This is a genomic window from Exiguobacterium sp. s70, from assembly GCF_018618315.1.
Classification (GTDB): Bacteria; Bacillota; Bacilli; order Exiguobacteriales; family Exiguobacteriaceae; genus Exiguobacterium; species Exiguobacterium chiriqhucha.
In genome coordinates this window covers 253422-267525 of the sequence record NZ_JACSLV010000001.1, presented here as the reverse complement: position 1 = coordinate 267525, position 14104 = coordinate 253422, and the positions used below count along the sequence as shown (strand labels likewise).

At 52.0% G+C, this 14104-nt stretch carries 16 protein-coding genes; 10 read left to right on the top strand and 6 right to left on the bottom strand.

The annotated features are described in order from the left end of the window. Nucleotides 1-92 precede the first annotated feature (92 nt). Both KNP84_RS01375 and KNP84_RS01370 read left to right on the top strand, forming a co-directional pair. Nucleotides 93-1790 (top strand): putative polysaccharide biosynthesis protein, encoded by a 1698-nt coding sequence (locus tag KNP84_RS01375; RefSeq protein WP_058764030.1) that lies wholly within the window; start codon nt 93-95, stop codon nt 1788-1790. Then, complete coding sequence (locus tag KNP84_RS01370; protein ID WP_131471312.1) at nt 1790-2500, top strand: pseudouridine synthase; 711 nt, start codon at nt 1790-1792, stop codon at nt 2498-2500. Before KNP84_RS01375 ends, KNP84_RS01370 begins: the two co-directional genes overlap by 1 nt. Nucleotides 2501-2584: 84 nt before the next feature. Here KNP84_RS01370 and KNP84_RS01365 read toward each other — a convergent pair whose 3' ends face one another. Beyond that, nucleotides 2585-2806, bottom strand: a complete 222-nt coding sequence (locus KNP84_RS01365) for a DeoR family transcriptional regulator (RefSeq protein WP_081637897.1) — start codon at nt 2804-2806, stop codon at nt 2585-2587. Nucleotides 2807-3112: 306 nt separating this feature from the next. Between KNP84_RS01365 and pepV the strand changes: the two genes are divergently transcribed. From pepV to KNP84_RS01335, 6 genes are read left to right on the top strand one after another with little or no spacing between them, the layout of a single operon-like run. Continuing rightward, complete coding sequence (pepV, locus tag KNP84_RS01360) at nt 3113-4498, top strand: dipeptidase PepV (RefSeq protein ID WP_021065564.1); 1386 nt, start codon at nt 3113-3115, stop codon at nt 4496-4498. 59 nt (nt 4499-4557) lie between these two features. Next, a complete protein-coding gene (locus KNP84_RS01355; protein WP_215114063.1) occupies nt 4558-5709 on the top strand; it encodes an MFS transporter in 1152 nt (383 codons plus the stop codon). Nucleotides 5710-5714: 5 nt separating this feature from the next. Beyond that, nucleotides 5715-6290: an RNA 2',3'-cyclic phosphodiesterase gene (gene thpR / locus KNP84_RS01350; protein WP_214714556.1), complete on the top strand. Its 576-nt coding sequence runs from the start codon at nt 5715-5717 to the stop codon at nt 6288-6290. Then, nucleotides 6260-7099: an NERD domain-containing protein gene (locus tag KNP84_RS01345; RefSeq protein ID WP_058764022.1), complete on the top strand. Its 840-nt coding sequence runs from the start codon at nt 6260-6262 to the stop codon at nt 7097-7099. Before thpR ends, KNP84_RS01345 begins: the two co-directional genes overlap by 31 nt. 21 nt (nt 7100-7120) lie before the next feature. Then, nucleotides 7121-9286, top strand: coding sequence for a type I pullulanase (pulA, locus tag KNP84_RS01340; protein ID WP_215114062.1), 2166 nt, complete (start codon nt 7121-7123; stop codon nt 9284-9286). A 50-nt stretch (nt 9287-9336) separates the two neighbouring features. Then, nucleotides 9337-10131 (top strand): phosphotransferase family protein, encoded by a 795-nt coding sequence (locus tag KNP84_RS01335; protein ID WP_029595153.1) that lies wholly within the window; start codon nt 9337-9339, stop codon nt 10129-10131. Nucleotides 10132-10176: 45 nt separating this feature from the next. On the opposite strand, the gene cydS is transcribed toward KNP84_RS01335, so the two are convergent. Continuing rightward, nucleotides 10177-10287 carry a cytochrome bd oxidase small subunit CydS family protein gene (gene cydS, locus KNP84_RS15390; RefSeq protein ID WP_021065570.1) on the bottom strand — a complete coding sequence of 37 codons (111 nt, stop codon included), beginning with the start codon at nt 10285-10287 and terminating at the stop codon, nt 10177-10179. Nucleotides 10288-10422: 135 nt separating this feature from the next. Here cydS and trmB point away from each other — a divergent pair, with 135 nt between their 5' ends. Together trmB and KNP84_RS01325 are read left to right on the top strand one after the other, a co-directional pair. Beyond that, a complete protein-coding gene (gene trmB, locus KNP84_RS01330) occupies nt 10423-11070 on the top strand; it encodes a tRNA (guanosine(46)-N7)-methyltransferase TrmB (protein ID WP_029595154.1) in 648 nt (215 codons plus the stop codon). 105 nt (nt 11071-11175) lie between these two features. Then, nucleotides 11176-11685: a hypothetical protein gene (locus KNP84_RS01325; protein WP_021065572.1), complete on the top strand. Its 510-nt coding sequence runs from the start codon at nt 11176-11178 to the stop codon at nt 11683-11685. A gap of 24 nt (nt 11686-11709) precedes the next feature. On the opposite strand, the gene dhaM is transcribed toward KNP84_RS01325, so the two are convergent. From dhaM to KNP84_RS01305, 4 genes are all read right to left on the bottom strand, one after another. Continuing rightward, a complete protein-coding gene (dhaM, locus tag KNP84_RS01320) occupies nt 11710-12078 on the bottom strand; it encodes a dihydroxyacetone kinase phosphoryl donor subunit DhaM (RefSeq protein WP_021065573.1) in 369 nt (122 codons plus the stop codon). Beyond that, nucleotides 12071-12661, bottom strand: a complete 591-nt coding sequence (gene dhaL / locus KNP84_RS01315) for a dihydroxyacetone kinase subunit DhaL (protein ID WP_215114061.1) — start codon at nt 12659-12661, stop codon at nt 12071-12073. Before dhaL ends, dhaM begins: the two co-directional genes overlap by 8 nt. Nucleotides 12662-12684: 23 nt before the next feature. Further along, complete coding sequence (dhaK, locus tag KNP84_RS01310; RefSeq protein ID WP_021065575.1) at nt 12685-13662, bottom strand: dihydroxyacetone kinase subunit DhaK; 978 nt, start codon at nt 13660-13662, stop codon at nt 12685-12687. Between the two features lie 104 nt (nt 13663-13766). Continuing rightward, on the bottom strand, nt 13767-14069 hold the full coding sequence (locus tag KNP84_RS01305; protein WP_021065576.1) for a PepSY domain-containing protein: 303 nt from the start codon (nt 14067-14069) through the stop codon (nt 13767-13769). Between the last annotated feature and the right edge of the window lie 35 nt (nt 14070-14104).

Sequence of the window (14104 nt, the reverse complement as noted above, 5' to 3'; positions counted from 1 at the left end):
CTTTATTATCTGCAACAGTAAGAGTATAATGAGAAACGGTCGTTTTGTAAAATTAGGTACATTAGTTGTGAAACAATAGATGGAGGTATCTCATGTCATCAAGCGTCAAACAAGATTCAGGACGAGAGTCCTTCGTCAAAGGCACGCTGCTGCTGTCAGCCGGAAATTTGATTTCACGTGCACTCGGACTGCTCTATACGTTCCCGTTCCAAGCGATGGTCGGGATTGCCGGTGTCACGCTCTATCAGGCGGCGTACACCTATTATGCGCTCATGATCGCCATTTCGACGGCGGGGATTCCCGTGGCCGTATCGAAATTCATCGCCAAGTATAATGCGCTCGGCGAATATGGCACGAGTCAGCGCTTGTTCCGCCAAGGGATGAAGCTGATGCTCGTGACCGGAGTCGTCGCTTTTTTATTACTGTTCTTCTCAGCACCGTGGTTATCGGAACTCATGGTCCGCAACTCGGAGAACAATCAGCAATATATCGACTCGTTGACGCTCGTCACGCGTAGCGTCAGTTTCGCCCTCCTGCTCATCCCAGCGATGAGTATGGTGCGCGGCTATTTCCAAGGACATCAGGACATGGCCCCGACGGCCATCTCCCAGGTCATCGAACAGATCGTCCGCATCATGTTCCTGCTCAGTGGGACGATGCTCGTCTTGTTCGTCTTCTCGGACTCGGCACTCATTCGTCCGCTCGCCGACTCGCTCGGTGGCACCGCTGCCGTGGCGACGACCGAGTTGAACGGTTTGAAAGTGCTCGCCGTCACGATTGCGACGTTCAGCGCCTTTATCGGTGCGATTGGTAGTATCGTCGTGCTCGCCATGTACTGGCGCAAACGGAAAGACATCCATCGTCAAACCGATAATCCGGCCGGCACACCGGTCCGTTCGATGAAATCACTATTGCTCGAGTTGCTCAGCTATTCGATTCCAATCGTCATGGTCGGTCTGTCGACGCCGCTCTATCAGTTCGTCGACCAGTTGACGATGGTCAATACGTTGCTCAACTCTGGGAAGTCGGTCGCCGAAGCGACGTCCGCGTTCGGATTCTTGACGGGGAACGCCCATAAAATCGTGTTGATTCCGGTATCGATTGCGGCGAGTGTGTCGATGGCGACCATCCCGCTCGTGACAAAATCGTTCACTCACGGCGATATGAACAAAGTTCGCAATCAAGTGAACCATATTTTCCAAGTATCGTTCTTTGTCACCATCCCGGCCGTCATCGGATTGGTCGCGCTCGCGGAACCGTTGTTCGGGACGTTGTTCCCAGGTGACCGCGAAGGGTGGGTCTACCTGCTCCACTACGCACCGAGTGCGTTCTTCCTCGCTTATTACTCGGTGGCGGCGGCCATCCTGCAAGGGATCAACCGTCAATATTTCACGATCTTCGCAACGGCGATGGGTCTCATCACGAAAGCTGTGCTCAACGTACCGTTCGTGTATGCAATCGGCGGGATCGGCGCTGGTTATGCGACAATCGCCGGTTATATCGTCGCGATTATCCTCATGGTTTGGAAAATCCAACGGGCGCTCCAGTTTCCGTATAAGCAACTGTTGCGTCGGACGATGCTCATGTTTGCCATGGGTGGCGCGATGTTTATCGCCGTGTATGGCTCGCTGTTCGTCACGCTCCGGAATGAACCGAGTTGGGGCAATGATATCGTTGCCACGATCGTCGGTTTCGGAATCGGTCTCGTCGTATACGGCTATCTCGGTTGGAGAAGCCACTTGGCCGGAAAACTATTAGGGAAACGATTCCAGTATCGGAGGAAAGCTTAATGCGAATTGATAAATTATTGGCGAACATGGGATACGGTTCGCGCAAAGACGTCAAGATTTTACTGAAACAAGGGGTCGTCCGTGTCGATGACCAACCTGTCAAAGACGCGAAACGTCAAGTCAACCTTGAAACGGAACGGGTGACCGTGCAAGGCGAGGTCGTCGAGTACAAACCGTTCGTCTACTTGATGATGAACAAGCCGGCAGGTGTCATCAGTGCGACCGAGGACAAGGTCGAATCGACGGTCGTCGATTTGATTGACCCGTCCTACGCCCATTACGAGTTGTTCCCGGTCGGACGTCTCGACAAGGACACGACCGGTCTGTTGCTTCTCACAAACGATGGGGCGTTCAATCATGCGCTCATGTCACCGCGTAAGCATGTCGACAAAGTGTATGTCGCCGAAGTTGACGGGGAGATGACGACAGACGATGTCCGTCACTTCGCCGAGGGTGTCGAGCTTGAGGACGGCTATACGACGAAACCGGCCCGACTTGAGCTCATCAGCAAATCCGGACGTCGTTCGACGGTCCGTCTGACGCTCTCGGAAGGGAAGTATCATCAAGTAAAACGGATGATTGCCGCGGTCGGGAAACACGTCGAGCAGCTCGAACGGGTCCAAATCGGCGCACTCGAGCTCGACCCGACGCTCGAACCCGGGGCGTATCGGGAGTTGAGCGAAGAGGAAGTCGACTTGTTCTTCACATGAAATGAAGGCACGTGTCAGCCGACACGTGCCTTTTTGGGCGCAAAAAAAAGGGACCCGTTGCCGGAATCCCTCGTAACTTGTTATTTAATTTGCCGTCTTGAGCGAACGTTTTGATGATGTCCACGTTCCGCGACTCGGACTTTCAACCAGATTGTTGTATTCAAGCACGTTCAAATCACGCTGTACGGTGCGTGATGTGATCCCGAACTCCTCTACTAGTTCAGAAGTGGTGACGCATTCCCTTTCGTTAATGAACAAATAAATGGACTTGATGCGGGTTAGCATACGATCTGTTGAACCTTTCATTGGATAACCTCCCAATGCGTAGAATGATGAAAGACAAAACCTACGGACGACAAATGAAATATGAAATTGTTATTTTCTAAAATTACACCTTTAGTATACCGCTCCTGCATAGAATTGCAAGAGAAAAGAACGAACAATCGAAATGTAAAGAAACGATTATGAACGTAAATATCGAATGAAGGATATGTAAAGACGTAGACAAAAGGCTAAAAGACGAACGAAAAAATATTTTCGAAATGAATGTTCGTCTTTCTAACATTTGGATATACTAATAAGGGAGAGAACATTCGCAAAGGGGAGATCCATATGAATTGGAGACAAGAAGTCGACGCACGAAAAGACGCATTTTTAGAAGATTTAACAGGGTTATTGCAAATCCCAAGCGTGCTTGATGAGACGAAGACCGGCCCGAACGAACCGTTTGGACCTGAAGTCCGCCGAGCTCTCGATTACATGTTTGCACTCGGAGAGCGAGACGGGTTCGCTACGAAAGACGTCGCCGGATACGCGGGGCATTTAGAATACGGGTCAGGGGAAGAAATCGTTGGCATCCTCTGTCACTTAGACGTGGTGCCGGCTGGGGAGGGATGGACGTATGGGGCGTTCAATCCTACCATCGCCGACGGGAAAATATTCGCCCGTGGCAGCAATGACGATAAAGGACCGACGATGGCTGCTTATTACGGACTGCGCATCGTGAAGGAACTTGGATTGCCGCTATCGAAACGCGTCCGCCTGATTGCAGGTTGCGACGAGGAGAGCGAATGGCGTTGTGTCCGCGAATACTTCAAACAAGAGGCGATGCCGACATATGGCTTCGCACCGGACGCTGACTTTCCAATTATCAATGCTGAAAAGGGGCTATACGATGGCGTCTTGAAGCAGCTCCCAATTCAACGGGTGCCAGGCTCGAAACATCACTTGGTCTCGTTCGTGAGCGGAGAACGGCCGAACATGGTCCCGGACTTTGCGACAGCGGTACTCGAGACAGAAGACGTTCTCGAAGAAAAGTTTGAAGCGTATCTCGAAAAATATGAAGCGGACGGCACGTGCACATGGGACCAAGGGACGTATACGTTCACGATGAAAGGTGTGGCCGCCCACGCCATGGAACCAGATAACGGAGTCAACGCGGCCTACGTCCTCGCCGGCTTCTTGTTGACGCTCCCGCTCGACATTCAAGGAGAGCGCTACATCGAGTTCATTCGTCACGTGTTCGCCGATTCACGCGGGATTTCACTCGGTATCGAAGCGAGTGATGAGACGGGTGATTTGACGATTAACGGTGGCGTGTTCCGCTATCAAGGGGACGAACGGACGGCGACGGTGAATATCCGTTATCCATACACCGCGAAATTCGAGGAACGGTTGCAAAACTTGAAAGAGATCGCCTTGTCGTTCGGGTTCGAACTGTCGACGCGTCATCATATGCCGCCGCACCATGTGGCCGAAGACCATCCGCTCGTGAAAACGTTGGCAGGCGTCTATGAGCGTCAGACCGGCGAGTCAGCGCACTTGATGGCCATCGGCGGAGGGACGTATGCGCGCTCGCTCGAGGCTGGTGTCGCTTTTGGGGCGCTGTTCCCTGGAGCGAAAGACGTCGCCCACCAAGTCGATGAATACATGGAAATTGAAGATTTACTTCGCGCCGCCGCCATCTATGCGGAAGCGATTTATGAGCTCGCTAAATAATAACCCGTGAGAGCTGACTGATTCGGTCGGCTCTCTGTCTGTTAGGAAGGAAGTTTACTGTGAACCAACAAAAAATATCGTTTCAATCGATTTACGTCGCCATTTTCTTTGCCCAAGGAGCCCTCATTCCTTACATGGCACTTTTCTTCTCGCAGTCACGTTTTGATTTGTCTCCGGGTCAGGTCGGAACAATCGTCGCCATCATGCCGATCCTCTCAATCGGTGTCCAACCGCTATGGGGCATGCTCGCCGACCGAACGGGGCGGGTTCGGGCTTGGCTGATTATCGCAATGCTCGGGGCGGCTGCCTTATCGCTCACGTTTTTGTTCGCGACGTCTTACGTATGGATTATTATGTTGATGATCGCCTGGTCCATCTTCCAATGTGCACACATCCCGCTCGTCGATATGATGACACTCGAGTATACGTCACGCGCCAAAATCGACTACGGGGCCATCCGTCTGTTTGGATCGGCCGGATTTGCGATTGCGGTGTTCGTCATGGGTCGCATCTCGGACACGACATGGGGACTCGCGAGTACGTTTTTACTCAGCGCGGTCATGCTGGCAATCGGTACGCTGTTCGTGCGGAGCGTATCTGAACAGGAACCGAAGCAAGTGCACACGACGGCCCCGTTCCAATGGTCGGCCGTCTGGAATGGGCCGTTCATCGCCTTTTTGATTGGGGGCATGCTCGTCTTCGGCCCGATTTACGCGAATAACTATTACTTCGGAATTTATGTGACGAGCATCGGAGGCTCAACGACGCTCGTCGGGACACTGTTCCTTGTCGCGGTATTATGCGAAATTCCATTCATGAAAGTGGCTTACCAAATCGTCTCACGTCTAGGTACGGTCAACGTGCTGGCGGGAGCCGCCTTGATTTCGGCGCTTCGCAACGGCTGGTTAGCACTTGAGCCCCCGATTTGGGTCGTTTGGATTCTTGCCATCGTTCAAGGACTGGTCGTCGGATTATTGATTCCGGTCGCACTTCAATTTGTCCGCAGCCTTGTCAGCCGCAACGTCGTCTCGACGGCGATTGGCGTCTATATGGCCATCACGTCAGGACTAGCGACGGCCGGATTCAACTTCCTCAGTGGATTTATCATTGAATATAACAGCATCATCGGTGTATTTTGGATGTACACGGTGGTCAGCATCGTAGGAGCGGTCCTCTTCTTTGGACTGAGACGTTTTCGAGTGAAAGGATGATGGTCATGTCGACACATTATTTTTTGGCGCTACCCATCGAGGACGAAAAGTTCGAACATGTACAGCGGGACATCTTGCCGTTTTATTCGTATCGTCGGACGTATCGTCCGGAGGAATTTCATTTGACACTTCAGTTTCTCGGTTCATTGGACGATGATGAAGTCGAGGCAGTGAAAGAACTCACACGTGAAGTGACAACGTCGACGGCCCCGTTCGCGCTGACGTTCCAGCAAATCGACCACTTCGGTAGACCGGATCGTCCGCGTGTCTTGACGATCGTCCCGGAACCGTCCGTGGACTTGACGGCGCTTACCGGGACGCTTCGACGAAAGTTATCCGAAGAGATTCCAGCACTCGACCGTAAACCGTTCGTCCCCCACGTCACACTCGCGAAGAAGTGGGACATAGGCACACGAATCCCGTACATCGCCCCGACGTTTACCATCGAGGAGCCGATTGAAACGGTCGTACTTTATCGAATCAATCCAAACCATACCCCTGCCTATGAGGCAGTCGAAGTATTTCCGTTACAGCGGTCAGAGGAGGACACATGGCGATCCCGATTAAAATTTTTGACGTAACATCTAAATATGAACGAAACATGCTCGACCAGTTCAATCGCTTTCAAGAGTATGTCGAGTCCGATGTCGCTCGCATGCGTCGTCTTCACGATTCCAATCGGTTGAATCCTCCCGAAATCATGGAGTTTGAGAACCCGTGGTGGAAATTTTGGCGCCGTACGGAACGCATCGAGCTCGAACCGACACCGCTCTCGGAGTCGCAGTTCCAGACGTTGCTCACGAACCGCCGTCATATCCAAAAACTGCAGTACGCCTGTGAAGGGGCGACCGAGGCGGACGTCCCGTTGTTGCCGTTTTTGCGAGAATACGGATATCGCAAGATGGTATCCGAATGGAACGACCAACACTTCTTCATGTATCGTCCGGTCGTCGAATGGAACGGGGCGACGGTCGAACTGAGCCATCTCATCATCGGACCATCGCATATTTACCTGGTCGAATGGCTCGACGGCGACCGCAGCATCTATCACATATCGAAGCAGAAGACGTGGATTCATCAACCGCTCAAAGGGGAAAATAAACGTGTAGTCAACCCGCTCATCGCGTTGACGCGCACCGAAGAAATCGTTCGACAGTTTCTTCCGTCCTATGACGGGGTCATCCAAAAAGTGACGGTGGCCCCACAAGGCTATTTCGATCATGTGCCTGAAATTCGGTCGACTCAGTTCATCTCACGCGCGGATTATGAACCGTGGATGAAACAAGTGAACACGAGGGCGCCGATCGTCAAAGCCCAACAAATTCGAGATGTGGCGAAACTACTAGATGCGACAGCCCAGATGCCGTTTCGACAATTTTTGGACCAGTAGGTAGGAGAGGATGGAACGCGTATGCATCACACACCAAATCAGCAAACGACGTCTCATGTGACGATTGAACGGGCTTCCTTGCTCTCATTCGAGACGATTCGACTCGAGGTCATTGCCGAATATGAATCCGTACCGGTACAAATCGAACAAAACGGTCGACCGGTCGATTATGTGGTGCTCAACGAATGGACGACAGAGGCGGGCACGATTGAACGAGATATCCAATTGACGCGCCCGGTTACGCTCGAAGCGGTCTATACCGTGTTTCACCCTGGACATAAGACGATTGTCGTCGTGCCCCGCGAAATTGTGCATACAGACGAGTTTGAACGTCGCTATGCCTATGACGGACCGCTCGGCCTTTCATTTTCCGGGCAATCGATTGAGGCATATGTCTGGTCGCCCGTCGCGTTTTCGATTTGGTTCGTCATCCATGATCCCGAAACGCATCGTGAGATTGAACGGTTTCGCATGTCTCGGAGCGGTCGAGGCGTCTGGCATGCCGATGTTCCTAGACTGTACGAAGGCTATTTTTATCGACTGTACGTCAAGACACCTGTCGAAACGAACGAGGTCGTCGATCCTTACGCCAAAGCCGTCAGCCTAAATGGCGAATTTGGCGTATTGATCGATGTTGAGACAGCCGTCGCTGAGCACGTGGAGCCGGCAGAACGCCCGCCTCTCCGCAAAGCGACAGATGCCGTCATCTATGAACTGCATATCCGTGACTTCACGAGCCACCCTGCGTCGACGAGTCGACGGCAAGGGCTGTACGCCAGCATCGTCGAGACCGGGCTTGAAACCCGGGCGGGGAACAGTGCCGGTTTCGATTATTTGAAAGAACTCGGGGTCACGCACCTGCAGTTATTGCCGGTCCATGATTTTGGAAGCGTCGACGAAGCGACCCGGATGCCTTACAACTGGGGTTATGATCCGATCCATTGGTTCGGGTTGGAAGGCAGTTACGCCTCGAAACCTGACGAGCCGCTATCACGCATTCTAGAGTATGCCGAAATGGTCGATGCCTTGCATCGCCATGACATGCGCGTCGTCGTCGATGTCGTCATGAACCATATCTTCATCCGTGAGCAATCGTCGCTCGAAGCACTCGTCCCGTACTATTATTTCCGTTATGAACATGACGGGACGGTCGCGAACGGGACCGGCGTCGGAAACGACACGGCCTCAGAACGGTATATGATGCGACGGATGATTGTCGATTGTGTGACGTACTTTGCCGAGACGTATCACGTCGACGGTTTCCGGTTCGACTTGATGGGCATTCATGACGTCGAGACGATGAATCAAATACGGGCCGCACTCGATAAAATCGATCGCTCGATTTTGATTTACGGGGAAGGATGGGATTTGGCGACACCGCTCAGCCCATCATTGAAAGCCTCGTCGCATAACGCGGCCTTCATGCCCCGAATCGGTCATTTCAATGACATGATGCGGGACGCCTTGAAAGGGTCGACGTTCAATGACCGGGAGCGCGGGTTCGTCTCCGGGAATGAGTGGCGGGAGTGGGAGCTTCGCGAATGTATCACCGGAGCGGTCCAAATCCCGAACGTCACCGTCGGGCGTTTCCCGAGCCCGCAGTATACGATCAACTATGTCGAAGCACATGACAATTATACGACGTACGATAAATTGCTCTTGTCGTGTGAAGATATGGACGAGACGATGCGGTTGCGGATGCAACGGTTCGCCACAGCCATCGTCATCACGTCGCAAGGCGTCCCGTTCCTTCACGCCGGCCAAGAGTTTGGTCGGACAAAACAAGGGGTTGAGAACAGCTATAATGCACCGGACCGAATCAATCACTTCGATTGGGACTTACGTGACGAGCGGCAAAGTGAGGTCGAGTTTGTGAAGACCCTACTCAAGTTACGGCGCCGTCACACGTGTTTCCGCTACGATACCCGGCAAAAAGTCATCGAACAGTTCAAGTTCCTCCCGTCGCCCCCGGGCGTGATTGCATACGAGCTGACGGCGAGCCATTCTTATGATGCCTGGCAGCGCGTCCGCGTCTATCTGAACGGAACGTTCCACGATGTGACGTTCCAAGCGGAGGGGGACTGGAACGTCTACGTACAAGGGGAAAAGGCGAGCCTCGTCCCGATTGAACGAAATCCGAGCCAGATTCAAGTCGAGTCGTTGTCAATGACGATTATCGCGTGTTAATATGGTGATTGTATCTTTGTAATTCTTAATGAGATTTGAGCGTGATGAATATGTATTCAGATATAATCGGTGCGCTCGGTGAAGAGTGGACGGTGGCTTCCGCAGGCGGGATTACAGGCGAAGCGTACGTAGCGACGACGCGCCAACAAAAAATCTTTGTCAAACGAAACTCGTCCCCGTTTTTAGCCATTCTTTCCGCCGAAGGCATCGTCCCCAAATTGCTGTGGACGAAACGGATGTTTAACGGTGACGTCCTCAGTGCCCAACAGTTCATCGAAGGTCGTGAGCTCTCGCCAGCCGATATGAAACGGGCTGATGTGGCGGCACAGCTTGGGAAGATTCATCATTCGAAAGAGCTATTATTCATGTTGCAGCAGTTGAATCATACACCGGTCACGTCCTCACTGTTGCTCCGGCAATGTGCCGCTTACGAGCAAGACGAGGCGGACGTGACGATTGATGAGGCAATCCGTTGGTTGTCGGTCCATCAGCCGATTGATGACGAACGTGAACTCGTCGTCTGCCATTCAGACTTGAACCATAACAATTGGATTGAGGATGAGACCGGTCTGTTATATTTGACCGACTGGGATGACGCCATCATCGCCGACCGTGCCTTTGATTTGGCCATGGTCGTCTACAGCTACGTCGACGAGGTGGACTGGGAGACGTGGTTCAGCCATTACGGCATCCGTTTCACCTCCGAATTACACTATCGAATGCACTGGTATGCGATTGCCCAGACGGTTCTGACCTTATATGGGGAACAGAACGGCATCGCCCGAGCAGAAGGATTGACCGTGCTCCGGGAATTGCTCGATGAAGCAGAGGAACGGACACAATGAAAAAAGGGATGGATCACGAGTGTGAGCCATCCCTTTCCATATGCATCAGACATCATCAGGTTTCATGAAATACGCCCATACGAACGTCGCGATGACGGCGCCGAAGAACGTCAACGGAGCCGCGTAAAAAATAAGAAATTGATCTAACGTGCTCATCGATATAACCTCCTTGTGAAGGATGATTCATGTTCATTAAACAATGATTTCGTGTATAATCGCAAGGGGACTGCTCGCGCGAAGCGGCTAGTCAGCTGAAACTTGAACATTTCTTGAACGAAAGGTTGGAAAAACATGCGTTTACGTCACAAGCCTTGGGCTAAAGAATACATGGAAGCTCAAGAACACGTCTTTATCACTCATCCCGAAACGTTAAAAGGGAACTGGACATCAGAATTTAAGAACGACAATCCGCTCTTCATCGAAGTCGGGTCGGGGAAAGGGCAATTCATTTTAGGGATGGCCCAGCAGTTCCCGGACGTCAACTTCATCGCTATCGAGTTGTTCGAGAGCGTCGCCGTGTCGATCGTGCAAAAGCTCGTCGAAACGCCGATGCCGAACGTCCGCGTCTTGACTGTGGATGCCAAGCAACTCGTCGACTATTTCGAAGCCGGCGAAGTCGACCGCGTCTATTTGAACTTCTCAGATCCATGGCCGAAGACCCGACATGCGAAACGTCGTTTGACGTATAAGACATTCCTCGCCACGTACGAGGCTGTGTTGCCACGCGGAGGCGAGATTCACTTCAAGACGGATAACCGCGGACTGTTCGAATATTCACTCGAAAGCATGAGTCAATACGGCATGTACTTCACAGATATTTCACTTGATCTTCACGCGAACGAACCGGCAGATAACGTCCGTACCGAGTACGAAGAGCGCTTCAGCGCCATGGGACAACCGATTTATCGGATGGAGGCCGCGTTCCGCCCGAAAATTTGACACGCTTTTTTCTTATTTTAATAGCATTTTCTTCACACTTTTTTCTTTCTTCTTGGTACAATAGGAATGACGCTAAACTGGAATTAGAGAAGGGGGAACATGGGGATGTTGAAAAAAGCATGGGCAAGCCTGCTTGCACTAATCTTCATTCTAACAATCGCACCACTTAATACCTCGGCAAATGAGGCGTTCTTGGACGCCCTTGAAGAGGATTTGAAGGCCACGCACTATGATTACAAAGAAGGAACGGCTGAAATCGTAAAAGAAGAGACGCTCCGTCATTCGAATGGCAACGAAGTCATCGCGGCGGTCGTTGAAATTGATACGGTCCGTGACGGCATCTTCATCACACGTAAGACGGAGTTCCATTACTATGATGCGACGGACAACAAAATCCTCGCAACAGCTGACCTTGCAGAAGTCGAAGGCGCGACTGAATTTGCAGACGCAAATATCGACATGCTCGGACAACAAATCGTCTATTGGTTGCCTGTCTTGATCTTGTTACTCTTGATCGCAATCCCGGCTGTCATCTTGTTCGTTGTCGTGCCACGTTTCTACTCGACGACTGAATACATGAACCCGATTTACGAGAAAAACGATAACCCACGTTAAAAAAAGAGCCGCGAGGCTCTTTTTTTATGCCATCTTTAACTGTTCGACGATTTGAGCAACGTCCATGCCGTTACCGGCTGAGACGGAAGCGACGAAGGCGCTCTCGACGATCGGGCCGTCATAAAACTGGACGGTCTTCTCGCCTTCATACATATCGACGGCCAGTTCGGCGTTCATCGTGGCCGAACCGATATCCGATAAGATGAGTGCCTCTTTGTCGACGGCTTCAATGGCTTCAAGGATTCGGGTCACATCAGTCCCGATGCTGCCGTCTTCAAGCCCGCTCGCTAAATGAATCGGAACGGACGGGGCCATCTCTTTCATCAAGTCTTGAATCCCTTCAGCGATTTTAGCGCTATGGGATACGATGATGAGCTCTACGATATCACTCAACCTCCTTCATAATCGCTTTTAAGACGATTGAACTCGAGAGTGCCCCCGGGTCGACGGTACCGCGAGAGTTCTCACCGAAATAAGACGCCCGTCCTTTCGTGGCGACCATATCTTCGGTCGCACCGACGAGTTGATCAAGTTTTGCGTCAAAGTCGTCGGACTCGTTCAAGTCACTCAAGAACGGGTCCCACACATCGACCATCGTCTTTTGGCCAACTTCCGATTTCCCGCGCGCCTTGATCGCTGTCGCTGCTTCGACAAGCGCTTCTTTGACGAGATTGAAATCGGCTTCGGTCGCGTCACCAAACTTAGGCGCTGCCTTGACGAAAGCGGAACCGTAAAGTGGACCGGCTGCACCACCGACTTTCGACATGAGCGTCATCCCGACTTTCTTACTCAAGTCGCCGAGAGTCGGGTAGTCGTCATCGAGGACAGCGACGACCGCTTCAAAGCCACGCGACATATTGATGCCGTGATCTCCGTCGCCGATGGCGCGGTCGAGATTGGTCAATGTATCCTTGTTCGCCTCAATCTCTGATTGGGCGTGCCGTAATGCTTGCTTGAATCCTTCAATCGTCAACATTGCATGAACACCTCATTCGTAGATTAGAGTTTGAAACCGAGTGCCGCCGATGGTGCATCGAGATAGCTCGTCAACTCTTCGTCGAGCGGCAAGAGTGTGATCGAGAAGCCGTGCATCTCGAGTGATGTCATATAGTTGCCGACGTATTTTCGTTTCAATGAATAGCCGGCATCTTCCAATTTTTTCGCGACGAAGTGATACGTCACGTACAGTTCAGATAGAGGCGTTCCGCCCATACCGTTGACCATGACGGCGACTTCGCCGGGGCTGACTTCTTTTTTCAAATGATCAAGCAAGTCATCGACAATCGCATCGACGTTCGTCGTCGGTTTCCGTTCGACGCCGCGTTCTCCGTGAATACCGATTCCGATTTCCATTTCTTCTTCGTTCAAATCGAATCCAGGTTTACCGCTCACCGGCATATAGCAAGGTTCGACGGCCATCCCCATTGAGCGGACATTGGCCGCGACTTTCTCTGCAAGCGCTTTCACTTCATCGAGTGACTTCCCGCTCGCTGCGGCTGCACCGGCAATCTTGTGGACGAACACGGTACCGGCGACACCGCGACGGTCTTCTTTGTTCGTGATAGCGACATCGTCGGCGACGACGACGTGGTCGACTTTAATCCCTTCGGCGTCCGCGAGCTCTGCGGCGAGTTCGAAGTTCATGACGTCACCTGCGTAGTTTTTGACGACGAGCAATACGCCATTGCCGCCATCGGCCGCTTTGATGCCTTCGAGTACCATGTCCGGTGTCGGGGACGTGAACACTTCACCGCATACGGCGGCATCGAGCATCCCATCGCCTACATAACCGGCGTGCGCTGGTTCGTGGCCGCTCCCTCCACCTGAGACGAGTCCGACTTTCCCGGACTTGGCCCCGTCGGCACGACAGATGACATTGAATCCTTCCACACGACCGTACAGTTCAGGGTGGGCGTGGACCATACCTTCGACCATTTGTGACACGAGCTCGTTTGCTTCACCGATCAGTTTCTTCACGTGGGATCACTCCTTTTTGAGTTTGAAAAGTACCATATTCAATTTTCCACTCTTTTGGGTGAATTAAACAAAAAAAGTCGGCGAAAATATTCGCCGACCTCATCTCATGCATATTCAAGTAGAGCGCCAGTCTCTGAATCGACTGTGAATTGGTACGTCTTCTCTTCGTCGTTCTCGAGAACCGAGATGCCGCCTTTGAAGACGTCGTACTCGCGTCCGTCATACGTATAAATCTCAGGTGATGCCGAGATCCATGCCCCTTGGACGTGACCTTTGGCTGAAAATGCACGCTTCGTGTACTCAAGCGCATCCTCGGCCGATAAGCTTCGTTCATCTAACACTTTTTTCGTCATAAGTGCGGCTGCGATGGCAACCCCGATTCCAACTAACCAATATCTTTTCTTCATATGACTACCTCCCCTTGAACTATGGCTATCATGTA